The organism is Streptomyces sp. CC53 (assembly GCF_001865245.1).
Taxonomy (GTDB): domain Bacteria; phylum Actinomycetota; class Actinomycetes; order Streptomycetales; family Streptomycetaceae; genus Streptomyces.
Window position 1 is genome coordinate 12,659 of the sequence record NZ_MKXB01000098.1, and the last position, 23,841, is coordinate 36,499.

Annotated in this window: 22 protein-coding genes; 10 read left to right on the forward strand and 12 right to left on the reverse strand. The window is 71.2% G+C overall.

Going from position 1 to position 23,841, the window contains the following annotated elements; all coding sequences use genetic code 11:
* Positions 1-59: 59 nt before the first annotated feature.
* From BJP40_RS08745 to BJP40_RS08780, 8 genes are read left to right on the forward strand one after another with little or no spacing between them, the layout of a single operon-like run.
* Positions 60-530 carry a hypothetical protein gene (locus BJP40_RS08745; protein ID WP_143065918.1) on the forward strand — a complete coding sequence of 157 codons (471 nt, stop codon included), beginning with the start codon at positions 60-62 and terminating at the stop codon, positions 528-530.
* Between the two features lie 12 nt (positions 531-542).
* Positions 543-860 (forward strand): hypothetical protein, encoded by a 318-nt coding sequence (locus BJP40_RS08750; RefSeq protein WP_256220687.1) that lies wholly within the window; start codon positions 543-545, stop codon positions 858-860.
* Between the two features lie 10 nt (positions 861-870).
* Positions 871-1,629 (forward strand): hypothetical protein, encoded by a 759-nt coding sequence (locus BJP40_RS08755; RefSeq protein WP_143065919.1) that lies wholly within the window; start codon positions 871-873, stop codon positions 1,627-1,629.
* Complete coding sequence (locus BJP40_RS08760; protein WP_071279910.1) at positions 1,626-3,218, forward strand: hypothetical protein; 1,593 nt, start codon at positions 1,626-1,628, stop codon at positions 3,216-3,218. The genes BJP40_RS08755 and BJP40_RS08760 overlap by 4 nt, the downstream gene beginning before the upstream one ends.
* Before the next feature lie 6 nt (positions 3,219-3,224).
* Entirely contained in the window at positions 3,225-4,667 is a 1,443-nt protein-coding gene (locus BJP40_RS08765; protein WP_071279911.1) for an SCO6880 family protein, read from the forward strand.
* A 14-nt stretch (positions 4,668-4,681) separates the two neighbouring features.
* Positions 4,682-6,205, forward strand: a complete 1,524-nt coding sequence (locus BJP40_RS08770) for an ATP-binding protein (protein ID WP_079171030.1) — start codon at positions 4,682-4,684, stop codon at positions 6,203-6,205.
* Positions 6,202-7,959, forward strand: coding sequence for a type IV secretory system conjugative DNA transfer family protein (locus BJP40_RS08775; RefSeq protein ID WP_071279912.1), 1,758 nt, complete (start codon positions 6,202-6,204; stop codon positions 7,957-7,959). Before BJP40_RS08770 ends, BJP40_RS08775 begins: the two co-directional genes overlap by 4 nt.
* Positions 7,956-8,588: a DUF4913 domain-containing protein gene (locus BJP40_RS08780; RefSeq protein ID WP_071279913.1), complete on the forward strand. Its 633-nt coding sequence runs from the start codon at positions 7,956-7,958 to the stop codon at positions 8,586-8,588. The genes BJP40_RS08775 and BJP40_RS08780 overlap by 4 nt, the downstream gene beginning before the upstream one ends.
* A gap of 67 nt (positions 8,589-8,655) precedes the next feature.
* Here BJP40_RS08780 and BJP40_RS34850 read toward each other — a convergent pair whose 3' ends face one another.
* From BJP40_RS34850 to mobC, 4 genes are all read right to left on the reverse strand, one after another.
* The gene (locus tag BJP40_RS34850; protein ID WP_071279914.1) at positions 8,656-8,958 is read right to left on the reverse strand and encodes a hypothetical protein; all 303 of its coding nucleotides are present in this window, start codon (positions 8,956-8,958) and stop codon (positions 8,656-8,658) included.
* A 193-nt stretch (positions 8,959-9,151) separates the two neighbouring features.
* Positions 9,152-10,063 (reverse strand): hypothetical protein, encoded by a 912-nt coding sequence (locus tag BJP40_RS32785; RefSeq protein ID WP_071279915.1) that lies wholly within the window; start codon positions 10,061-10,063, stop codon positions 9,152-9,154.
* A gap of 346 nt (positions 10,064-10,409) precedes the next feature.
* Positions 10,410-12,695, reverse strand: coding sequence for a relaxase/mobilization nuclease domain-containing protein (locus BJP40_RS08795; RefSeq protein WP_071279916.1), 2,286 nt, complete (start codon positions 12,693-12,695; stop codon positions 10,410-10,412).
* A 152-nt stretch (positions 12,696-12,847) separates the two neighbouring features.
* Positions 12,848-13,252, reverse strand: a complete 405-nt coding sequence (gene mobC / locus BJP40_RS08800; RefSeq protein WP_143065921.1) for a plasmid mobilization relaxosome protein MobC — start codon at positions 13,250-13,252, stop codon at positions 12,848-12,850.
* A 286-nt stretch (positions 13,253-13,538) separates the two neighbouring features.
* Between mobC and BJP40_RS08805 the strand changes: the two genes are divergently transcribed.
* Together BJP40_RS08805 and BJP40_RS08810 are read left to right on the forward strand one after the other, a co-directional pair.
* Positions 13,539-13,907, forward strand: a complete 369-nt coding sequence (locus BJP40_RS08805; protein WP_143065922.1) for a hypothetical protein — start codon at positions 13,539-13,541, stop codon at positions 13,905-13,907.
* 83 nt (positions 13,908-13,990) lie between these two features.
* Positions 13,991-14,563 (forward strand): hypothetical protein, encoded by a 573-nt coding sequence (locus tag BJP40_RS08810; protein WP_071279919.1) that lies wholly within the window; start codon positions 13,991-13,993, stop codon positions 14,561-14,563.
* 482 nt (positions 14,564-15,045) lie between these two features.
* On the opposite strand, the gene BJP40_RS31575 is transcribed toward BJP40_RS08810, so the two are convergent.
* The 8 genes from BJP40_RS31575 to BJP40_RS08845 form a co-directional block, all read right to left on the reverse strand.
* The gene (locus BJP40_RS31575; RefSeq protein WP_177204343.1) at positions 15,046-16,350 is read right to left on the reverse strand and encodes a 3'-5' exonuclease; all 1,305 of its coding nucleotides are present in this window, start codon (positions 16,348-16,350) and stop codon (positions 15,046-15,048) included.
* 11 nt (positions 16,351-16,361) lie between these two features.
* Entirely contained in the window at positions 16,362-16,673 is a 312-nt protein-coding gene (locus tag BJP40_RS34120; protein ID WP_071279920.1) for a hypothetical protein, read from the reverse strand.
* Positions 16,670-18,202, reverse strand: coding sequence for a hypothetical protein (locus BJP40_RS36080; RefSeq protein ID WP_143065923.1), 1,533 nt, complete (start codon positions 18,200-18,202; stop codon positions 16,670-16,672). The genes BJP40_RS34120 and BJP40_RS36080 overlap by 4 nt, the downstream gene beginning before the upstream one ends.
* Positions 18,199-18,759, reverse strand: coding sequence for a hypothetical protein (locus BJP40_RS33585; RefSeq protein ID WP_143065924.1), 561 nt, complete (start codon positions 18,757-18,759; stop codon positions 18,199-18,201). The genes BJP40_RS36080 and BJP40_RS33585 overlap by 4 nt, the downstream gene beginning before the upstream one ends.
* A gap of 417 nt (positions 18,760-19,176) precedes the next feature.
* A complete protein-coding gene (locus BJP40_RS08830) occupies positions 19,177-21,621 on the reverse strand; it encodes a hypothetical protein (RefSeq protein ID WP_143065925.1) in 2,445 nt (814 codons plus the stop codon).
* Between the two features lie 310 nt (positions 21,622-21,931).
* Positions 21,932-22,207, reverse strand: a complete 276-nt coding sequence (locus BJP40_RS33590; protein ID WP_143065926.1) for a hypothetical protein — start codon at positions 22,205-22,207, stop codon at positions 21,932-21,934.
* A gap of 182 nt (positions 22,208-22,389) precedes the next feature.
* Positions 22,390-22,800 carry a hypothetical protein gene (locus BJP40_RS08835; protein WP_071279923.1) on the reverse strand — a complete coding sequence of 137 codons (411 nt, stop codon included), beginning with the start codon at positions 22,798-22,800 and terminating at the stop codon, positions 22,390-22,392.
* A 587-nt stretch (positions 22,801-23,387) separates the two neighbouring features.
* Positions 23,388-23,841: hypothetical protein (locus BJP40_RS08845; protein WP_218153199.1), on the reverse strand; the 454-nt coding region annotated here is incomplete at its 5' end.

Genomic DNA, 23,841 nt, shown 5'->3' on the forward strand with positions numbered 1-23,841 from the left:
TGTTGACAGTGAGTCATGGTAGCGTGACAGCGAGATCAGTACAGTACGGGGGTGAAATCATGAGTCAACACTCAACCCTGAGGGCTGAACCCCTCAACGTGTCCCGGCACTTCGGCATCCTCGCGGCGCACGGCGGCGCCGGCGCCTCAACGGTCACCCGATGGATCGACCCCAACGGCGACACAGGCACAACAGAACTCGCCCTCGGGGCACACCTGCCACCGGATTACATCCCGGTCGTGGTCGCCCGGTCGACAGCTTTCGGCATGGCAAGCGCCGTCCAACTCCTCGGCGCGTGGAACCCGCAGGTCCCTAAGCCGTTCCTCGTCGTCGTCGCGGACGCCCCCCTTCGCATGCCTCGCGCCTCGGCCTACCGCATCCGCTCGGTCCGCTCCCGCGTCCTCGGCATCGCCAAGGTGCCCTATCTAGTCCGCCTGCGGGAGATCGACACACCAGCGGCGGGCCTCGCCTACCGCGACGTTCAAAGGGCCGCGCGCAACCTACGACGCCAACTCGGAATCACTGACTAAGGAGACATCCCAATGAGCCTCATGCACGCCGTTTCGGACGTGGTGGCCCTCGCCCCTATGGCTCCCACCCCGCAGCCCACGGGCTGGGACGCGCCACCGGCCTCCCCGCCCGGCATGGAAACCATCCTCCCGGAATGGGTGGGGTGGGCCAAGTACGTCGCCATCGGCGCCGGAATCCTGGGCCTGATCGCCTGCGGCGTCATGATGATGGTCGGCCGCCGCAACCGGTCCCACCTCTCCGCAGAGGGCGCCTCGGGCCTGCTGTGGGTCCTCGGCGGCCTGTCCGTCGTCACCCTCGCGGCCGGCGTCGTCCCCGCGATCGTGACCTGAGGGGACGACCGTGACCCTCGATCTCAAAGCAGCGGCGGACCGGCGGATGCGCCGGGCCGTCATCTTCCTGGTCTCCCTGGTCCTGGTGCTCGTCGCCGCCCTGGTCGTCATCGCCGTACGCGGCGGCGACCCGCAAGCCACCACACCGGCCCCCGCACCGACCGCGAGCACCGCGGCACCCACCTCGGCCCCCACACTGCCCCCGGATGACGGACCGTACGTCGCGCCCGCGCAGTACGTCGCTCTGCCCGACGGGGCCGAGCGCGTCGGGGAACTCCCGGTGAAGTTCCCCCACACTCCTGAGGGCGCAGTGGCCATGCTCGTGGCTTCCTCCCGCAACGCGTGGTCCTTCGACCCCGCCAAGCTCAAGGCCGGCGTCCTCACCTACGCGACCGCCAGATATCGCGACGCCATGTCAGCCTCGGTGGAGGACGGCGTGCGGGGCAACCGGGAGTTCGCCGGCGTGCCCGCAACCGGCCCCATCCCGCCAGGCGCCGCCCTGAACGCCTGGCCCATCGGTGTGAAGTGGACGGCGGTTGACTCCAACGCGGTGGACGCGCTCATCCTGTTGCGCGTCACCTCGTCTGCGGGGGAAGGCGCCCAGCCGAAAACCACCCTGGTGGTTCTCCCCGCTCGTGCGGTGTGGGAGTCAGGTGACTGGAAGGGCGATCCCACCGACCCCAAGCCCCTTCCTGATCCGGTGGACATCGGCACAGCCAAGTTCAATGAGGACGGGTGGAAAGCGATTCAGGAAGGGAACCGGCTGTGACGCACCCAGTCCTTCACCGCATCGTCTCGATGGCCGGCGCGCTGATTCTCTTCTTCGGCCTCGCGGCCGCACCGGCCGCGGCCATGCCGTCGCAATCCACGGCCGCGGCACCGGCTGCCGCCCCCCAGGCCCCGCCTGCCTGGGACTGGATCGGCGCCGTCAAGTGCGGATCTCAGTTCTTCCCGAACGCGCCAAAAACCCCCGGTGGAATGCTGGAATGCGCAAAGCAGGCAATCAAGGGCGTCGAGAAAGGTACCGAACTTGCGAAAGACGGTGCCAGCGCAGCCGCGAAAGCGCTGGCGGGCACCATGATCGGAGACGCCGCGAAAGCAATGGCAGAATTCGCGGGCGATTTCATGCGGATCACGTTCGGCTGGTGGCTGATGACCGACTCCGTACAGGTCAAGGACTCCGGCGTTCTCGGTGACCCGGATAAGCCCAGCGACCCCACACGGTCCCTCAGTCTGCACGCCCTGATGGTTGGCATCGGCGCGGGCATCGCCACCATTCTCGTGATGTTCCAAGGCATCAAGATGATCATCCTGCGCAAGGGCGCCCCCCTCGCGCAGGTTATCCAAGGACTCTTGATCAACATTGTGGTCAGCGCCGCCGGTGTCGGCATCATCGACGCCCTGTTGCTCGCCTCCGATCAGCTCGCCAAAGCCATCCTCTACGTCGGCTTCGGCGGTGGCACCGACGTTCCCGCCCGCATGGCGGTGGTCATGCTGCCCGCCATCGCAAACCCTATGGGCCTGCTCACCATCGCCATTGTGGGCCTGTGCGTCGGCGCAGTTCAGGTCGTGATGCTGTTCCTGCGTCAGGCGGCCATTCCGATTCAGGCGCTCTTGCTACCAATCGCCGGCGCTGGGCAGGTCGGCGGAGAGATCTCCCGTCAGTGGCTCCCGCGACTCTTCACCGCAATCATGGTCCTCATCGTCTACAAGCCGATGGCGGCCCTGATCATCGCCGTGGGCTTCACGGAAATGGCTTACGGAAACGGAATCCTCGATTTCGTCCGGGGCGTCGTGACCCTCGTCCTGTCGATCGTCGCCCTCAAGTCGCTGATGGCCCTGTTCGCCCCGCTCGGGCTGTCGATGGGCACCGCCGTAGCGGCTGGCGGCGGCCTCGCCGGCGCGCTGAGCGCGGTGGGCGGCGCCATCGGCTCCAGCCTGGGCAGCTCCGGAGGTGACAGCGGTTCGGGCGGTTCGGGCGGTGCCGGCGGTGCCGCCGGTTCCACAGCCATGTCCCACGCGGCCGACATGGAACGCAACCGCCCCTCCTCCGGGGGCGGCGGGGGCTCTTCGGAAGGGGCCAGCGCTGTTCAGCAATCCTCCGCGAGCATCCCCAGCCAGGGCGGCGGCGCGGCGGCGGCCGGCGGAGAGTCGGCGGCAGCAGCAGCGGAGGGCGCCACGGCGGCGGCCGGTGCAGGGCAGGCGGCGGCTGGCGGCTCGACCGCCGCGGCCTCGACCGCGACGGCGGCGGCCGGTGGGGCCGCGACGGGCGGAGCCGTGACGGTCGCCCTCGTTGCGGCAGAGGCAACCAAGCAGGCCGTCAACAAAGCCGGCGGCGCGGTCGGCGGAACGGAGTAACGGAACATGACAACCGACCCACAACCCCTCTACGGTGGCTGGCGCCGCAGCCGGTCTATGGGCATCTGGTCCCTGAACACCCCTCAGACGGTCATCGCTGTGGGCGCGATGCTGACCCCGATCATGCTTATCGTCCTGGGCGGCTCGATCTCCACCCTGGCGGTGACGGTCCCGCTCGCCCTGGTCGTCATCGCCCTGACGGTGTGGCAGCGGCACGGCATGCCGCTGATGTCCTACGTCATCGGCCGCGCCCGCTGGTCCTGGGGCCACATGCGGGGCGAAACCTCCTACCGGTCGGTATTCCTGCCCTCGCCCGAAGGGCTCGACCTGCCGGGGATGGCCGCGCCGACCAAGCTCGTCCGGGCTGAAGCCCCCGACGGCCGCGGCCCGGTCGGCCTGGTCTGGAACCAGCGCACCGGCACCATGACGGCCGCCCTCCTGCTCAACCCGGCCGGCTCCCTCCTCGCCTCCGGCACCACCGTGCGCACGCAGGTCACCGCCTGGGGTGACGCGCTGGCCCGGCTCGCCGACGAGGACGGCGTACGGGGTGCGTCCGTCACCCTTCAGATCACCCCGTCCTCGGGCGCGGCCCTGTCCGATCACGTCCGCGCCCGCCTGGAGGAGACCGCGCCGCTCCTGGCGCGGCGGGTGGTCGGCGAGCTGGTGGACCGCGCGCCGCGGGCCTCCGCGCAGCTCGCCGCCTGGATGTCGCTCGTGATCGACCCGGCCGCATCCCCGCAACGACCCAAGGGCCCGGCGGAGGCAGCGGCCGTCGCCCTCGGCGCCCTGGACGCGGTGGACCTGGCCGGGGCCGGCGTGGACGTGCTGCGACGCGCCACCGACACCGACATCAAGCGTCTCGTCCGCGGCGCATTCAACCCGGCCGACATGGACGCCCCCGCCACCCAGGTCGAGGAACTGGTGTGGCATGAGGTGGGCCCCGTGGCCTCCGAGGACGATTGGGAGACGTACCAGCACGACGGCTACCACTCCGTCTCGTACGTGCTGCGGGAGGCCCCCCGCAAACTCGTGCCCTACGACGTGCTGTTGAAGCTCCTGGCGCCCGGCCAGTTCACCCGCAGGGTCACCCTCGCCTACCGCGTGCTGCCCACCGATGAGGCACAGGCCGTGGTCGAGCGGGAGGTGAACGCTGCGGAGGCGAAGGAGGAATACCGGCGGCGCACCAAGCGCACCGCCACCCGCCGCGAGCGCGTGGACCGCGAGCACGCCGAGCGGACGGCGGGCGAGGAAGCCACCGGCGCCGGAATGGTCCAGTGGTCCCTGTACGTGACCACCACGGTGAGCGATCCCGCGGACCTGCCCGCCGCACGCCGCGAGATCGACAAGGCCGCGCGGGCGTCCGGCGGCCTGCGACTGCGGCCCGCGTTCGGCGGCCAGTCCGCCGCAATGGTCGTCGGTCTCCCCGTCGGCATTCACCCCCTGCTGTAGGAAGGACACCCAACGTGAAACGCAAGCACACCGCCGGCAACGGCGCGTCGTCCCGGCGGGACCTATCCGCCGGGACGACCGCGCCAGAGCCTACCGGGCGACTCAACCCCGCGGTGATCGCCTCCCGCCGGGGCTGGAAGGGCGCCGGCCGCGGCCGTGCCGCCCTCCTCGACGCCGGATCGGTCTACCTCTCCTCCACCGTGCAGACCGCCGGCCTGTACCCGTTCGTCCTCGGCGGCGGCCTGCCGCCCGAGGGCGTCCCCATCGGATACGACCAGCTCACGCACGAACTCGTGTGCTTCGACCCGTCCGGCTGGATCGGCTCCCTCGTCACCAACCCCGGCGTGTGGATCATGGCCCAACCCGGCGTCGGCAAATCCGCCATCGCCAAACGGATCTGCCTCGTCTACACCTCCTACGGGTACAAGCTCGTCGTCCCCGGCGATGTGAAAGGCGAGTACGCCGAACTCGTCGGCGAGCTCGGCGGCCAGGTCGTCCGCATCGGCCGCGGCCTGGACCGCATCAACCCGCTGGACTCAGGGCCCATGCGCAAAGTCCTGCCCACCCTCGCCCCCGGCCGGCGTGACGCCCTCCTCGCAGAGATCAACGGGCGCCGCAGCGAGCTGCTGCACGCGCTGCTGACAACCGAGATGGACCGGCGGCCCAACCCGACCGAACGCAACGTCATCGAGCACGCGATCCGCATCGTGACGGCCGCGCACGTCGGCGAGGGAGACCCGATCATCCCCGACGTGGTCAAGGTGCTGCGCGACGGCCCCGACGAGCTGCGGGCACAGCTGATGGTCGACACCGAAGAGGATTACAAGGCCCTGGTCCGGGGGGTGACGCACGCACTGGAGAACCTGTGCGTCGGCCCGCTGTCCGGCCTGTTCGACGGCCCGACCACCACGCCGCTCGACCTGGCGGCCCCGGCCCTTTCCGTGGACCTGTCCAGCCTCCTGACTGCCGGTGACCACGTGGTCAGTGCCGGTCTGCTGGCCACCTGGGCCTACGCCTACAGCTCCATCGACTCCGCCCGCGCGGTCGGCCTGATGAACTCCCCCCTTGTGCTGCCCCTGGATGAGATGTGGCGGGCCCTGCGTGCCGGCCCGGGCATCGTGGACGCCTTCGACTCCATGACCCGCCTGAACCGTGCCCGCAACGAGGTGACCCTGTTCATCACGCATTCGCTGCGGGACCCCGAGAGCCTGCCGACTCCGCAGGACCGTGCAAAGGCCCTGGGCATGATCGACCGCTGCGACTCGATGATCCTCGGGGCGCTGAGCGTCGGCGAGCTGGAACGGGTCTCGGCACAAAGGCCGCTGACGGACGCTGAGATTGCGCTCGTGGCGTCCTGGTCGTCCTCGTCCGGCACGGGCCTCGACGGCACCCGCCAGGTGCACCCGGGCCGCGGGAAGTACCTGCTGCGGCTCGGCACCCGCCCGGGCACCCCGGTAAAGCTCCAGCTCACCGACGCTGAGCGGCGCCTGTACGAGACCGACCCGTCCAAGAAACTCCACAAGGGGGATGCTGCATGAATGACTCCAGCCACGGCGCGGGGGCGGCGGGGGCAGGCGCCCCGCTCGCGGTCCTCGGCGTCGTCGTCGGCTCCGCCGTGCTCTACACCGGCGCCCACATCGGCGGCACGCTCGGTGTCGCCCTCGCCGGCGGCGGCTGGGCCCCGCCCACCTACTCGATCAAGTCGGCCGTCGCCCTCGTCTCGGGCGGCCCGGGCCGACTGTGGCCGGGGCACGCGACGGCGGCCGGTGTCGGCATGGCCGTGCTCCTGGTCCTCCTCCTCGTCGGCCTCTCGGTGGCCGGCTTCATGGTGTGGCGGCGGTTCTTCTCCCACCGTGCGGGCCTGGCAGGCATGCGCGACCTGGCGCCGCTCGCACCCAAGGAGATGACCGCCCGGGCCCGGGCCCTGCGGCCCTCCCTGAAAGGCCGCGAGCACATCGCCCCCGACGACACGGGCGTACTGCTGGGCAACCTCGACGCTCCGCGCGGCCCGGAGCTGCGGGCGAGCTGGGAGGACGTCCTGTTGGCGATCATGGCCCCCCGGTCGGGCAAGTCCACGAGCATCGCCGTTCCGGCGCTGCTGCGGGCCCCCGGAGCCGTCATGCTGACCAGCAACAAGCCTGACGTGTTCGCGGTCACCCGGGCCCGCCGCCTGGACGTGGGCGCGGTGTGGCTGCTCGACCCGCAGTCCATCACCCATTCCGACCGGGCGATGTGGTGGAACATGCTGGACTCGGCCCGCACCATCGAGGGCGCCGGACGGCTCGCCTCCCACTTCATCGCGGCCACCACCGACGAGAAAAGCCGCGGGGACTTCTGGATGGGAGCGGCCAAGAACCTGCTCACCGCGCTGTTCCACGCGGCGGCCGTCTCCGGCGGCTCCGTGTCGGACGTGCTGGCCTGGCTGTCCACGCCGAGCGACCGCGGCCCGGTCAACGCACTGAAAGCCGCGGGCAAGGAAGCGCTCGCGCAGCAACTCGCCTCCACCGTGGCGGGCGCGGCCGACACCCGCGACGGCATCTACGAGACGGCCCGCCAGTGCGTCGCCTGCCTCCTCGACCCCGAAACGCTCGCCTGGGTCACCCCCGACCCACAAGCCCGCGAGTTCCGCCCGGCCGACTTCGTACGCTCCCGCGACACCCTCTATCTGCTGTCCAAGGACGGCGGCGGATCGGCGGCCGGCGTCATCGCCGCGGCGGCCGATGCGGTCCTCCGAGCCGCGATGGTGGCCGCCGAACGGGCCGGCGGCCGGCTCGACGCCCCGTTGGTCGCCGTGCTCGATGAAGCGGCGAACGTGTGCCGCATCGAGGACCTGCCAGACCTGTACTCCCACCTCGGATCGCGCGGCGTCATCCCGGTGACCATCCTCCAGTCCTACCGCCAGGGCGTACGCGTCTGGGGCGAAGCGGGCATGGATGCCCTGTGGTCAGCAGCCACCATCAAGGCCCTGGGCTCCGGCCTGGACGATGCCGAGTTCGCAGAGAAAGTCTCCCGGCTCGTCGGCGAGCACAAAGTCAGCGAAACGTCCGTCTCGCACGGCTCGACCGGCCGCAGCGTCTCCACCTCCCGGCGCCGTGAACGGGTCATGGAAGCCGCGGAGATCCGCGCCCTGCCCAAGGGGAGGGCCCTACTGCTGGCAACCGGCGTCCGGATCGGCATGATCCGCCTGCGGCCCTGGTACCTGGAACCCGACGCGGCTGACCTCTCCGCCGCGGCCGATGTCGAGACCGCCGAGATTGCGGCCCGCGCCTCGCGGAAGGTGATCGCCGCGTGAGCGACAACGCGCCGCCCGACAACGCGCCGCCCGACATCGAGGTTCTGGCTGAGGATTTCGAGGACTTGAAGGCGATCGTTTACGGCTTCGCCACGCAGCTGGAGGACAACACCAACAAGATCAAACGCCTCGCCTCTGCTGCCGCCTCCGGCGACGGCCAGGACGACAACGGCGACAGCAACGGGAAGGACAAACAGAAGCCCAAGACACCGCCGTTCATCCTGTGGCTCTCGGGTGACCAGTACGCCCGCGAGCTGACCGCGCTGGCGTCCTGGGTGCAACACCTGCTGGTGCCGTCCTACCTCGGGGAGATCTCCTCTTCCGCACCCTGGTGCGCGAGCTGGTGGCAGCACCCGCCGGCCGTCGCACGGCTCCACGCCTGCTGGCTGGCCTGGCAGGAACTCACCAACGCGGAAACCTGCGGGCTCACCGGTCCCTCGGTCTGGCACCGTGACCACCTGGACCCGATGCTGTCCCAGCTCCGCGCGGCCGATGGCCCCTTCGCCGGCTGCATGACCAACCCTGACCGCCCGCAGCACACCATGCTGCCGGTGCCGCCGGTCACACCGCTACCGCCCCTGCCGGTCGCCGAGCCGGCCGAAACGGATCAGGCAGAGGTAACCGCCTGAGAGTTGGCGTGTACAAGCGAAAGGGCCGGAGTTTCCTCCGGCCCTTCTTGCTGTCTTGCCCGCAGGCTCAGGCGATGTTGCGGCGCGCGGCGCCCGGGGGCGGTGTAGGTGCCCGGCCCGGGCCCTGGCCGCTCGGTGTGGGCGTGTTACGGCTGGCGCGTCCCTGGGTCCGCCGGCCCTTGGGGACGGTGGTGGACTGCACGGCTGCGGCTGCGGCGCGCGCGTCGATGGCGGACGTGTCCGCCTCGTGGGCGGCGAGTCCGTCCAGCCCTGCCGCATGGCTCCACTCGGCCCCGGCCTGGGCCAGGTCTCCGCGGCCGTCCGCCTCGGCGGCCGTGCCCCGGGCCGCATCCGCGTCGGCCCTGGCCACGTCCGAACGGGACTGTGCCGCCGCGCTGCTGCGGGCGAGCGCGGCAGCTTGGCGGCGGGCCTCGGCGTCGTCAGCCCCGTCCCCACCTGTGGCGCCCGCGGGTTCCGCAGGTTTGCGGGCGGGCTGGTCGTCGCTTCCCCTTTGCGGGGCTCGCGCGTGCGGGTTCATCCGGTCGTCCCTTCCCGGGGGGGTGTCATCGGCTGTGGGTGCGGGTCGGTGTGGCCTGTGGCGCGGGCGCGGTCCGGGCCGCCTGAGGACCCGGCGCCGGGGTGGTTCCCGGTGTGGCGGTGGTCGACTGCGCGGACGCTGCGGCGGCCCTGGCGGGCGCCTGGGCGGCTGCGGTGTCCGGTGCGCTGGTGGTGGGCTTCGGTGCCGCGGTCGCTGTGGTGCCGGGTACCGGGGGAGTGGGGGCGGCTACTGGCGTCGGCGCTGTGGTGCGGGCGGGGACGGGGGTTTTGGCCTGGTCGGCGAGGAGCCCGCGGGCGGCCTCGGACGGGCTGAGGCTGATGCCCGCGGCGGCGGCCTGCTGCATGCGGGTCGGGATGCCAGCCAGGGCCTCGCGGGGGTTGTGTCCGGCCTCCTGAAGAGCCTTGATCTGGCTGGCAATGCCGGGCCACTCGCGGGAAGTGACCATCTGGCTCAACGCGCCCTCGTCGGCCAGGGACTCACGGGCGACGACAACGAGTCGTGAGTTTTCCTGGGCGCTGATGCCAAGCCGGGCGAGTTCCCGGCTGCGCTCTCCGAGCGCCGTGGGCCGGTCCTTGCGGGTGACCTTGGCGATGATCTTCGCTACTGCTTGCTTGACCCACTCCACGATCTTCTTGAACATGCCGGGCCCTTCGCGCTGGGCGCGTTCCTGGCCGGGGGGAGGGGCCCACGGGTCACGGAGGTTCGCGGCAGGCGATACGGTGACCCCGGGGGCGGGGGCTCCCGCTTTAAGGTCGGTGTCCATGCGCGTGATGACGGGGGCCGCGTCGGTGAGGAATTGTCCGACGTTGACGCCGGCGCTCTCCAACTTCTTCAGTTCCCCGGCGAGCTGGGGCCACTGCGGGGCGTTCACCATGTCCTCGGCCACGGCCGGCGGCTTCACGATGCTCCGCACCATGTGCGCGTACCGCTCGTGGTCCGGGTTTACGGGCCGCTGAGCGGGCGTCTGCTGTGGTGTCGGGGCCGGTCGGGCTGTGGGGACTGCCCCGCGCCGGGATGCCTCGTTGAGTGCCCGCACGGTGAGAATCAGAACTTGCAGTGCGACGGCGGCTGTTTGGACGGCCTGCCCTGCCGCCCGTCCGGCTGCCTGTTCCATCGGGTTGGCATCGCTCATCGGGTCACCCCGGCCAGAGTGCTTGTCATCTCCCGTTTCCCTCCAAAGTCGCCTCGTTCAACGGTAAGCCCCTGAGGGGGCCACGGACGGGGGTTTTCCACGACCGTGGCCACCCTCTCGGAGCATGTGGCTAGCGTCGTGGCCCTCGGCCCTGCGCACGTCGCTGTGCCGCCTCCTGGGCGGCCCGGTCGGCGGCCGTCCGCTCTCCGGACCGTGGGCCTGGTGCTGGTCTGGTACGCCGTGTGGCGGTCCGGGGGAGCGGGGCCCGCTTCCCACTTCCGCTCAGCCTGCCTTGGAGTCGCCACGTCAGCACCTGGGCCACGCTGTCCGCGTCTGCCAAGTCCCGGGCAGCGGCCACCTCGGCGAGCAACTCTGCGGGCGCGTGCCCTTCACCTGATGCCTTGATCAGGTAGGCGGCCAGGGTTGCGGATGCCGGGTCGGCGAGCACATCCGCGGCGTACGCGGGCACCGCCTCACGTACGGCCTCACCGAAGGTCGGCGCGTCGCTTCCACCGAGCGGAGTCGACTCGATCGACTCGCCTCGGCCCACCACAGGCGGCGGCGTTGTACGGACTCCGGAGGGTGGCGGCTCCTCTTCCCCTTCGGCCTCGCTCCGTCGCTTCACGCTCCCCTCTGGGAGGCGCACAAGGCTCGTCGTACGGCCCGGGCCTTCCTCCATGACCGAGACTGCGAATCGCGCGGGATCGGCCCCGACTGTTGCCGCGTACTCACGCAGCCTCGCCTCTGCGAACTCCTCGGCCGATGCCCCGATAGAGAGATAGCCAGTCCCCGTGGCATCGGTGATCGTCACATCGGCCTCGTTCACGAAATCGCTGTGGCTGATGCGCCACCGGACGGGCCGGCCTTCCCCTGCCTCCTGGGTGTGGGGAGGTACAGCCGCCGGCATTGGCGGCTTGGGGCGGGAAGGCGGCGCCGCAAGGGTATCGGCGTCCATCCGTCGTTGGAGTCTCCACACCAGGACTTCGGCGGCGCTGTCCGCATCCCCGAATCCGCGCAGCGCGGCCACCTCGGCGAGCACCCGCGCCGGGTCGTACCCGGCATTTTCCACTTGCTTCAACGTGGCGGCCAGTGCGGGCCAGGCGGCTTCGCCGAGCACCCTTTCTGCAACCTCCGGGATCGCCTCGCGCACGGCAGGCGCGTACGTCTCGCTGAGCGCGGGGCCGTCCGGCTGTGGCGTCGGCCTCCGCCAGGCGGCGCGGCTTCCTCGTCGGCCGTCCCGTCCGGCGCTGGCCCCGTAGGCGACTTCCGTAGCCGCCCGGAGGTGGTAGCCGGCCCGTACGGCGGCCTGCTCCTGGGCGCGGTGCTGGGCGGCCTGGTGGTACCTCTGGGCGGCCACGATGGCCAGGGCGACGGCAACGAGAATCGTGATGGCTGCTGCGGCCTCTCCGCCGTTCGCGGCGAGCGATGTGCTCATGACGACAAGCTGTGTCGCCGTACGCAAATGCCTGCTCGCGTCGCTGTGCATCTGCCGGGATGTGGGCGCACGCCCGGCCCTCTCAAAGGCCCGGGCGGCGTCCCGTAGTTCCTGGCGGACTTCTGCCGGGGCCTGGGCTGCGTAGGTCGTCAGGAAGTCCGAAAGGGCCACCATCTCGCCTGCCCCGGCCTCGTTGCCTGCCTGCCCAAGAACCGCGGCGGCCTGGTGGACCTGCCACGCGGCAGCCTGCCACGCTGCGGCCTGGCTGGTGACCTGCCCACCGCCCGCAGCACCGATGCCAGCCGGTACCCCATTCCAGCGCTCACGGACGCGCGGCAGGGACAAGTCAGGGGCGAGGCGTGAGCCGGAAAACCACACCGCGCGACCTGCCCCGGTCCGGTCTCCTGGCAGCGCAACCGAGTAGCCGGTGACGGTGCCGTCCGGCGCGGTCCGCTTGTTCAAGCGGATTCCGGCACGCTGGATCGCTGCGAAGAAGTCGTCATCCGACCCGGCAACGGCGGCGGCCTCACGCACCTTGCCTTGTAGCGTGACCCGCGGCGGCTCGTCCCGGCCCTTCCGCTTCGCCTTCTCCGCCTCGGCCGTCGTCGGCCACCGGCTCGCGGTCCGGTCCCCGCTCGTGAGCTGACGCAGCCCGTAACGCTTCTCCAGCTCACGCGCGCACGCCTGCATCTTCTTCTTGTCCTGCGACAGACGGACCTTCAATCCGTCCTGCCGGGCGAGCGTCGCCACGATGTGAATGTGGTCGGGCGCATGGCGTACAGCAATCCACCTAGCCCCCTGGCTGTCGCCCTTCTCCGCCACCCCGGTGGCGTGCATGACCTCGCGGGCAATCTCGGCGAACTCCTCGTCAGTCAACGTGCGGTCCCCAGGGTCCAGCCGGACGGGCACGTGATAGATGTGCTTGCTCGGCCGACGGCTCGTCAACGCCTCCACAGGGGCATCAAGGAGAGCGGCAAGCATGGGGATACTCCCCTTGCCTCGTCCCGGGTCGGGAACGCCGCTGCCCCACGCGGCCACGATGTGTGGGTCCGTGTGCTCGTTGGCCTTGCCTGGACCAAACAGGTAGTACAGCAGCCCTTGCGTACGCGCGCCGTCCCGTGCTCGCTTTACGATCAAGGCCGCTCCATCATGACCCGCACGGTTGCGTCATCGAGCCTCTGAATCGTCGTCTGGACACGAGTCAGAACCGCGTCCAGCCGCTCGGGGGTCTCCTCGCCCTCGCTGTTCAGCACCTTGGCAATCTGGTTCAGATTCACGCCGATGCGGTTCGCCGCTGTCCGAGCATCCGAGAGCGTACGTAGCAGATCCTTGTACTCCACCGGTGCCGGAGAAACTTCCTCCTTCGCCACGGCAAGCGCAGCACGTGCCGCGTACGCGGCCACCTTCATGCCCGCAACCGTGGCGGCCACCTGAATGACGGCCAACTCGGCATCGTTGTAGGCGAGATTCACGCGATGCCGTCTCGGGTTGTCTGCGCGCCGCTCACGGCGACGCGTACGCGGCTTCTCGTCCGTCAACCCGTCTCCTCCTTCTCCTTCTCCATCGGTCCGTGCCCGGACCGAAAAGGCGTCACTAGCAACGAGCGTAGCGACTGCTGGGGACCCGCAGCCGAGTTAATGGAACATTAACGCACAACTTGCTCCGACGAAGGAGGGCCGTCGGCTGGGGTGCCGGGCTTCTAGGGCGGCTCGCGCCTCCGCCGCGAACGGGGGCGCGGGGGCCTGCCCCCTCCTGTACGTCCGCACCCGCCGTGCGGGGGAACCTGCACCCACCTCGGCGGCGGGCGGCGCTACCATGACGCGCATGACGACACCTGCCGACAACGCACCCGGAACTGACCCTCAGTCGCCGATCCTCGCGACCGCGCAAGAGCTGCTGGCCACCCGCATGCGGGTCATCGCCCCGCTGGCCGACGCGATCGCCGAGCGCAAGCGCCTGCAAGAGCTCATCGACGCCGTAGAGAAGACGTACGGGGTCGCGTACGCGGACGCCCAGGCAGCGGGCTGGACACCCGAAGAACTGCGGCAGATGGGGGCCGACGAACCCACCCGCCGACCGCAGGGCCGGCCCCGCACCCGGCGGCCTCGCGCTACTGCGGCGACGACCCCGGGACCGCGCACCCCGAACACGGCCGAGTCGGCCAAGCCGGCTCCGGCTCCTGCCGGGGCCTGACCCCGGACATCGTCGGCCCCGGCCCGCTCGTGGGCCGGGGCCGACACCGTTCACCCCACCTCGTACAGAAAGGGCCACCACCGGTGCCTGCGGGAAAGCTCAACACCTTCGTGTGGCTGCACAAGTGGCAGGGTGACGAACTGCGCCGCATCGCCCGTCAGAACGCTGCCGCCGAAGCGGACTGGGTCAACGCCGAGCGGGAGCGCCTGGGCGTCGCCCCCCACGCCCCGACCCCCGAACACATCCGGCTCGAAGCCCTCGCCCTGCGGCCCGGGCCCTGGCCCGGTGCCAGTCAGCTCGTGGAAGCCGCCATGCGCGTCCGGCTGTCCGCCCCCGACCTCGCCGGCCCGTGGCCACCCTTCACCCCCGACGAACAGGAAGCGCAACGGCTCGCCGGCCGCAGACCGGGCACCCCCAACGAACGCTTCGACGACAAGATTGCCGTCGATATCGACCCTGCCCTCATCGCCTCCGCACAGCTCGCCGCCTACCGCGTCAGCGCACCCGTGGTCGCCCAACTCCGCGCGGAAAACCTCCTCGGCCCCGGTGCTGCACGCTCTCGCGCAGCACGCGCCCGCAAGGCAGAACTACAGGCACAGATCTACACCCTGGGCCGCATCGCCCGGGAAGCAATCACCCTCGTCATCACGCCGTAAACCGGCAGTGCAATCAAACAAGGTAGTTAGCCGCGTCCTCGTGGCGGCCCGTCCCCGTCCGGCTGTGGGGGCGGCCGGCTCCGGGGTCGGGCGGGTGTGCGGGTTCTTACCTTGCGGGGGCTCCGCCCCCACACCCCCGGCCACCGCTCCCAGAGGGGCAGGGGGGCCGTGGTCGGGTGCGGGTGAGTGGGTGGGTCGGCGGGGGAGCGGGGGCACCCTGCGGCCGGACGACCCTCCGCACCATGCCGCACGAACGCACGGGGGCAGCTCCGCACGCTCCGCCACCCCCGCACGCCCGCACGGCCCACCGTGAGCGCCGCCCGACCGGAGGGAACCCCCGCCCCTGGCCCCGCCTCACGCAAGCGCAACGCGCCCCGCCAGCGGACCACTTCGCCTGTACACGCGAACTGGCCGTCAGGGGGGCGGAAAGGGCGGGAGCCCGCACCCCCATGCGGGTACGGGCTCCTCGACGTGCGAGCGGGCTAAAAGGGGTCGGGCCGCTCGGCCATTTCCCTGATCCGCTGCACCACCGTGCGGCAGTCCGAAAGCGCCCGGTGGCCTCCGCCGAGCCTCTGCCAGCGCCAACCGCCCCAGTAGTCCGACCACTCCCCGACGTGCACGGCGTAGGCGAGCATCGCGCACCGCTCCCACTGCTGCGCGTCCATCCACTCCGCGACGGCGGGATGCCGCTCGTACGGCCGTAGCGGCTCCACACCGGGCAGGGTGGGGCTGTGCTCCTGGTGGTGGCGGTCGAGTTCGTAGGCCAGAACTCCCGTGTCGTACACACGGTTGTAGATGATGACCCGCCGGCCTTCGAGGGCCTTCGTCAGCCGCGGCAGGACCGTGCCGAACCCGGGCGCGTCCTTCACGTCCTCGTCGGAGATACCGTGGATCTCCGTAGCCTCTTCGGGAATCGGGACGCCGGGGTGGACGAGGGTGTCCAACAGGAGGTCCCCGGCCCCGTCCGTGACGCTGATCTCCACGATTTTCGCGTCCCAGTCGAGCCCCGTCGTCTCGGTGTCGAGAATCGCGAACGCGTGGGGGGTAGCCATGACTTCCCGGGCCCATCGGCGAACCGGGCCCAGCTCGTCCCAGCGCTCCCGCTCCCACGCCCGCTCGGCCTCCTCGGCCTGCCTCCTCCGCTCGGCCTTGCACGCCTCGCACGTGCGCGGGAACACGAACGCGTGGCGGAAGTCGTCGGCGGCGTCGGCGGCCTCGATCTCCTCGCGGGTGGCGGTCTGAACGTTGCAGTCCGGGCAGTGCCGCCGGGTGAGCCTCCGGGCGATCTCCTGACCGCGCTTGCGCGTCTCCTCGCACGCGGTGCACTCGCGGTAGCGGACGCTTTCGTGGTGCACGAACTCCGTGCCGCACCGCTCGCACGTGCGGTCCCACCGGTCGCGGGCGGCATCGGCGCACACGGTGCAGATGCGGCCGGAGACGGGGAGCCACGGCGAGCGTTTCTGGCTGCGCTCGGGCAACGGCCGGTCGGCCACGCTCTCGCACAGGATGCACGTGCGGCGGGCCCGCTTCTGCGCCTCCTGGCGGGGGGGGAGCGGCTGTACGGCGCGGGTGTCATCGACGTGGTAAAGCTCGACCATGTCGCACCACTGAGTGCGGTAGCGCAGGTAGGCGCGGGGCTTCTGGCCCGGCGTCCGCCGGCGGCCGGCGTCCTCCAACTGCCGAGCCGTCATCAGCCCGTCCGGCGTCTGCCCGGAGGTGTATACCGGCAGTCCGCGGTAGGTCTCGGCGGGCTGTGCCGGGACCTTCGGCTTGCTCCTGGTGCTCATCTTCCCGGGCATCACATTTCCTCGTCTCGGGCTGAACGGGGGTGCATCAGCGTCGTCAGGGCGTCGGACAGCGTTCCGTGCCGTCCCGAGCGCGTCCCGATCGACCAGGACGGAACGGCGTCGTGCTGCGTCCAGCGCACCGTTCCGAGCGGTTCGGAAGCGGCATACACGACCCATTCCGGGGCGTCGGCGGGGCGGACGAGCTGCACCGCAACACCCTCGACGGTCATGGCGAAGATGTCGGGCAAGCTCTGTGGCACGTCACCCATACGAGCGGCCTCCCTGTCACCGTGCGCGGCTAACCGCGGGTCGGCACCGGTCATCGGGGCTCTCCTTCCGCGTCCCCTGGCATGGGCACGCTGGTCTGTCCGGGGATCGGCTCCGGGGTCTCCTCCTCGGCCGGCTTCGGCTTCCTGCCGCGGGCCGGCTTCTTCGTCCGCCGCTCCTGCCGCAACTCCTCCTTCAGCGCGTCGATCTCCTGCCCATACGCACGCAGCTCGGCCCCGAGCCGGTCGTAGTTGTCACGGGCCTGGGCGAGCTGGTGCTGAGCGTCCTTGGCCTGCTGCTCGGCAACGGCCTGACCTCGCTCGGCCTCCAGCCGTGCCGTCCTCTCGGCGGCGAGCTCGGCGGCCAGGGCGTCCCGCTGCCTCTCGGCCCGTCCGATGGCGGCCTCGGCGCGCTGCTCGGCACGCTCCGCTCTGCCCTCCGCCTGCTGCTGCCTCTCCTCCGCCCTCTCAGCCCTCTTCTCCTCCTCGACCCGCCGCCGGCTGTACTCGGTTGCCTGGTCCTGGGCCTCCTCGCGCTCGCGCTTGACCTCTTTCAGGCTCCGCATCAGGTCGGCATATCCCGCTGTGAGCTCGTCCTTCTCCGCCTCGGCGCGGGCCTGTGCGGCGACGGCAGCCGCCGCCCGGTCGGCTGCCTCGGCGGCCACACGCCGAGCCTCGTCCCGGGCCCGCACGGCCTCCTGACACGCACGCTCCGCGGCGTCGGCGCGCGCCTCGGCCCGGGCCCGCTCCTGCTCTGCGGCCTCGGCGCGGGCCTGCGCGGCGGCGGCGGCTTGGCGGGCCTGGTCGCGCTGCTCGGTGGCCGTGTCGCGTTGCTCGATCGCGTCGGCGGCCTCGCGCTCGGCACGCTCGGCCCGGTCGGCGGCGGCGGCGCGCTGTTCCTCGGCGAGCTGCTGGGCGGCGGCGGCGTCGGCCGCGTTGCGCTCCGCCTGGTCCCGGCGGAACTCTGCGGTGCGGGCGTTCTGCTCGGCGACTTCCCGAGCCTCCTCGGCGGCCTCGCGGGCGGCGCGGTCGCGTTCGGCGGCGGCCTCGGCGGCCTCCCGGTCGGCGGCGGCCTGGTGGGCCTCGGCACGGGCAGCGGACGCATCGGCCTGGGCCTGTACGGTCGCCTGATTGGCCCGGGCTACGTCCTGCTGGTTGGCAGCGCGGGCGGCGGCCAACCGGGCCTCGATGCCCTCGGGGGAGTTGACCTTCTTCAGCTCCAACCGAGTATCGGATGCCACCTGCTCGATGCGCGTCACCAACTCGTCAAGGCGGAGCATCTGCCCCGGCAGACCAGGGGCGTTGCGCTCGCGTGCGCGGGCGGCCTTGCGCTCGTTCTGACAGTCCTTGTCGCAGTACTCGGGCGGCCGTCCGGCCCCGGCCGGCTTCGCCCGGGGAATCAGCTTCCCGCAGTTCGCGCACGGCTCTGGCCAGTACCCGTACGGCGCTTCCTCGTCTCCTCCGTCGCCCTCCGGGGCCGGGTCGGAAGCGTCGGCCCCGTCCTCGTCGTCGGCGAGGATGCCGAACCGCCTCAACTGTTCGGTGGCCTCCGGCGACAGCCCTTCGGGGGCCTTGTCGATGCTCACGCGCATGTGCCTTTCTCGTGCGATACGGCCCGGGCCCGGTGACCGGTTCCGCGGGTGGTGCGGCGCCTCGGCCTCGACGGCGGCGCGGCCGGCGCGGAACGGCGGCGGGGACGGGCCCGGGTGCTGATGCTGCCGTAGAGGCAACCGCGGCGGATGCCGAACGGGATTCCGCCCGACCTGTGTGGGCTCCGGCTCGACGTGGGCGGGCCTGTGACCTGCTGGGTGTGGTCGGCTCCGGTGAGCTCGGCGCGGGCCTCGCCGGTGGGGTCGTCGTGCTCCTGGTGCTCGTCGCCCTCGGCGGTCAGGGCCTCGCTCTCGTCGTCCTGTCCTGCTCCTCCTGCTCGTGCTCGGCGGCGGGGACGGGGACGGGCCGCTCGCGTCGCTGCGGCCTCCAGTCCCGCCAGGACACGGGGAAGTGCGGCCAGATACCGGGCCACGTTCCGGGCCGGTCCACTCACGATCATGCGGCGCTCGTCCAGCCGGCCGAAGCGGGTGCCCTCGGAGATCTCCCGGTAGACGTAGGTGCGGCGGGAGGGAGTTACCCGAGTTGTCCTCATGGGATCGACCTTACCATTTCTGGAATACCATTTCTAGTATTCCAGAAATTACGGGGGTTGGCGGTCCCTCGTGAATTTCGGGGGTGGTCGCCGACTTCTCGTCGGCCGGTCCTGCGGCGGGCCTTGCGGCCCAACGTCGGCGGCGGCCTGGCCGGCCCTTCCGCCGTTGCGCTCGTCGCGCCGACCTTCGCTTGTACAAGCGAAGTTGTCGGAGGGTTCGGGCTCGGGGGCCGAAGAACTCTGCTCCGGTCGGGGTCCCGCGTCGGCGGGCTCCCTGTGTGCCGTCCGGGAGGTTTGCTCTCCGGGGGCTTCGCGGGCTCCGGTTCCCCCTGAGGGTGTCGGGTGCTCGCTGGGCGGTGACTCTACCGTGTGCTGCTGGCGGGCGGCCACTGCTTCGGGTTCCCGGGTGTGTCGGGGTCAGGTGCTCGTGGCGGCGGCTCGGGCGGCTCGGCGGCGGGCGGCGTGCCACCGGTCGGCGGGGACGAGCATGCCGAAGCGGCGGGCCTCGGTGCCGCCCTTGGTGCAGCGCTCTCCGGGCTGGGCGCCGCAGTGCGGGCAGTGGTGGCGGGAGGCGATGGCCGCTCGGCGGCCGGCGCGGCGGGTCGACTGCTGGGGCACGATGGGGGCGGGGCTGTCGGCTCCGGTGGTGCTGAGGTGCGGGAGGTCGAGCAACTGACCGGTGCGGGCGAGCTGCTGGGCGTGGTCGAGCATGCCGGCCGCGCCGATGCGCTGGGCCTCGATGTGGCGGGCGCGGGCGTGGTTGGGGCGGCCGTCCTCGTCGCGCGGGTAGGCCCGGCCGCGGGGGTCCATGCCGGGGATGACGGTCTGATCGGCGGCGGCTCGGCGCGGGCGCTGGCGGTAGGGCAGGGACCGGTGAGCCTCCTCGGCGGTCCACCACTCGTGTGCGGCCTGCTTGACCCGGTAGGTGACGGCCAGGGCGGCCAGGCGGCCCGCGCTGCCGGTCTCCTGTGCTGCCTCGTACAGGGGCCGGTCGGTGGCCTGGTAGGTGGGCTCTCCTCGACGGCTGCGGCCCTGGGTAACCAACTGGAGCTGCGTCAGCCGGTGGACGTGGCGGAGCGTCGTACGGCGGCCGTAGCCGGTCTCTGCCATAACCTCGGCGAGTGTGCTGCACCCCTGACCCTCCCGGATCGCCCACAACGTCCGCGCGGCGTGGTGCCCGAGGTCGTGCCACACGTCCCCCTGCTGGTGGGTCAGGACGGCGCGCAGGTGGGCGAGGGAACCCGGAGCGAAGAGAGTAGGGGGGGCGGGGGGGGCGGGCGTTCCACTTCTGTCAGACCCTGGGTGAACTGGTGAAACGTTCTCTGCCAACTGGTAGACGGCGCACTGGTGGTGCTCGTCGTCGGGGCACTCGTGGCCCGTTGCCAGGGTCACTCTGCGGGCCTTCCCGGCCCTACGCTCGGCCTCAGCCGTGACGGTGATCCATCCGTCCCTGACGAGTCGCCAAAACGCCTGTGAGGCGGTCTGGCCGGTGTAGCCGGCGAGCACGCCGAGCCGGTGGACGTTGGCGGACACGTCCACGCTGCCGGACAGCAGCATCAGCCACGCCACGGCGGTGAGGACGGCGCGATCCGCCGGACCGGACTTCCTCGACCACCGGTCCGGGCCGGCGGCCCTCATCCGGCCGTACAGGTCGGTGACGGCCTGCTGTACCTCGTCGGCCTCGGCGGGCCGGCCGTCGTCCTCCGGGCGGCGCGGCATCCGGGCGGCGTCCTCGACCGCGAGGAACCACACCCGGCCCCACAGCCGCTCTGTCTCCTCCTCGCTGCGCGGGCGGCGGCTTCCGTCCGCCTGGCGCTCGCTGCGCAGGTACTCCAGCGCGGGCGACGACTGCGGGTCGCGGACCACGGCCAGGCCCTCGGCCTGGGTCCACCCGGCCAGGGCCATAGAGCGCGCCGGGGCGTGCTTGGCCGCTGAGTGGTCGTCACGGCGTGACGGGCGGCGGCGCAGGCTCCGCAGCGCCTTCGTGCCGAGCGGGCGCCACGGGGCCTCGATCTTCGGGCACCCGGCGGCGTCCTCGACGATCCGGCGAACATGCGGGCCGCGCTGCCGGATGGACGGCGGCACCTGGCGGCCACCGTGCCCCCTCTGCACCGGCGGCGCGGCTCCGCCCCCGGTCCGGTCGTCGGGCGTCTGCTGGCTGTCGGCCGGCTCGTCGTCGGGCAGCTCGGCGGCCATCGCCTCAAGACGCGCGGCCAGACGCTCGAACGCTGATGCGGGGGCGGACGCGGGGCCAAGCAGGTTGACGGCCTGGTCCACGGTGTGCGCCACAAGGGCGCTGTATCCACCGTTGCGGTGGGCCGCTCCGGGCGGCCTGATCAGGCCATCGGTGGCGTTGCTGAGCGGGGAGGCGTCCAGCGACGGGCACAACCGGCCGGCGGCGGCGTTGATCCGCTGCACCACGGGGAAGGGAACGCCCTCGGCGCACCCCAACCACACGTGCATGCCGCCCGGGGAGCCCGACGCGACGGGTACCGGGGGGATGCCCTCTGCCTTGGCGGCCTCGTCCATCAGCGCAGCATCGGCGGCCACCTGCGCGGCCGTGTGCTGCTTGGCGTCGTGGTCGAACACCACGGCCCAGAACCGGGGGACGCCGCGGCGTCCTCGGGCCAGGTGCACCGCTACCGGCCGGTCGGGGTCCATGTCCGTGATCGGCACGTAGTTGTAGGTGCCTGCCGGCGTCCTCGGCGGGTAGGAGTTGAGCCACGCGCCCGGTTGCCCGGCTGCCGGGCGCACGGTCCTGTCCCAGTACAGGGCGTCAAGGAACCGGCGCAGCGTCCGGTGAGCCTGCATCCGCTCCTGAGCGGCACGCAGGGTGAAAGCCCCCTCGTACACAGGGGACATAAAGGGCGCGGTAGCGGATACCGGGTCGTCTTGTCGATAAAACGCTGATGACACACCGCGTTCAGGCATGCCGGTGCCGCCACCGCGGGTCTGCGCTACGATGGCGGCAGCTCCTCGGTGCTAAGAGGACGCACGAAAGCCCCCGCTCGTCGGCCTAGGAAACCGGCATCAAACGGCGGCTAAGTGCTCTGACTAGGGCCCGGAGTCTCAGCGCAGGTTGGGGAACCTATGCACTCGGCTGAGACCCGGGCGGCTTACGCGCCGGTCACTCGGTTAGGAGTCCCGAGATCTCGTCACGCAGCCGGTGGTGTCACCCGGCCTCCTTCAACTTCGACTGCTTCGAGCGCGCCTGACGGTGCCTCTGGTGCATCTCCATCAGGGCTTGTCTGATTACCTCGGCACCGCTGATGCCCGTTTCGGTCACCAGGTCCTCGTACGCCTTGCGTACGGGCTCGCCGGGGTGCAGCAACAGACCTGCGCGGATCGCCTTGTCTGACGGAAACTCCGTCGATCGGCCCCGCTGCTGTCGTCCTCTAGGTGCTGCCATGATCGTGATCATAGACCGTAGAGCCATGTTGATGTCCACAACATTGGGAGTGTCAGCGGTTTTTCTTGAGATTTTTGGGACGTACGCCAACCCCACGGCGGCAGCGCGGTGCGTGGCGGCTCGATGCCGCCGCGCACCGCATCGGGCCCGGAAGCCGGGTGCCGGCCTTGGCCGACTGGCAGGGGGTCAGGGGCCCACCGGCCCCTGACCCATGTGCCTCGCTAGTCGGCGTCGGGGTCGGCCTTGCGGAACGGCTGCTTGCACCGGCCGCACATCAACCCGCCCTCGTCGCCTCCGTCGACCGTGCCGAACTCCCATGACTTCCGGCTGATCTGGATGGCGCGTCCGGGCTTCTCCCGGCCGTCCTTGCCGAGCTTGGGCTTTCCGTCGTCGTCCCGCTCGATGCATCCGCAGATGACCAGGAAGCGGGTCGGGCCCTTCTTCTTCGGCTGCTGGCGGTTCTTTCCGGGCTGTTCGCCTTCTCCGCCTTCGGTGGCGCCGTCTGTCTCGTTGTCCTCGTCGTCGTCCGCACCGGTGGTGGGGCGGGTGCCCTTCCCGAGGATGACCGCGAGGGGGTCGTGTACGTACGGGAGCTGGGCGGCGTCCAGTGCTTTTCCCCGAAATGTCCCCACGTGAGCCCTTCCGCCTTCCGGCCGGTGCCGGTGACCATCAGGACGTGCGGCACCTCAGGGTGTTGGGTGCGGATGGCGGCCCATGCGGCTTCAAGGGCGGTGATAATGCGGCTGCCGTGCTTGTGGCGGGTCTCGACAGCGGGCTGGGCCTGGGTGGGGATCGCAGTGGTGGTGACGGTCATCGGTGCTTTCCTATCGTGCGGGGCGGACGATTGGGGCCGGCTCCTGAGTGCCGCCCTCCGTGGCGGGTCAGCTCGCGCGGCGGTCGCGCTGGGCGGGGACCTTGGGGATTACTCGCTCGTTGTCCGGGTTGTCCATGCGTTGTTGCTTCTCGGGGTGTTGGTGGTGCCGGTCCGGGGCGCCGCCCCCCCCCTTCCGACATACACAAGAATACAGCATTAGCACACCAAGGGCAACCCTGTGCACCTGGAAACACGCAGGTCACGGGCGGATCTCCGTCCGACTCCTGGGACTTCCCGCGTACACGCGAAACGGCCCCGCTTGGGCGGGGCCGCTGACGCGTGGATCGCGCGCCCTCTGGGCCGCCGACCACACACTTGGGGGCGAGCTGGGCCCTGGCGGGGGGCCTAGCGGGCCTCTCGGTCTCCGGCATGGGCGCGGGCGGCGGCCACATCGAGCCTGGTGATCCGCCGCGTTACGCCATGCGGCCAGTACGGCGGCGCGAGCGTCACAAGCTGGTCAGCACCCGCGACGCTCGCGGATTCGCCATCGGGGAAAAGAATGGTCTTCGGGTGGCACCTGACAGGCTCCTGGGCCTGGATGATCCGCACGCGGTCCCCCTCGGGGCCGAACTCGATGCGCAGTACCGGCCGCGCTCCGCCCTCGCCGCCGCAGAACGCGCGATGCATGAGCAGATCCCCAGGGCGCAGATCCTTGGCCCGGACCTTGGGGAGCGCGTCAAACAGGGTCGGGGTCGGCTGCGGGTGCTTGTACATGAGGGCCTCCAGGCTGCGTTGGTGGGTTGCCGGTGCGGGGTGCCGTTCCCCTTGCCGACATGTAAAAGAATACAGCAGGTTGGCA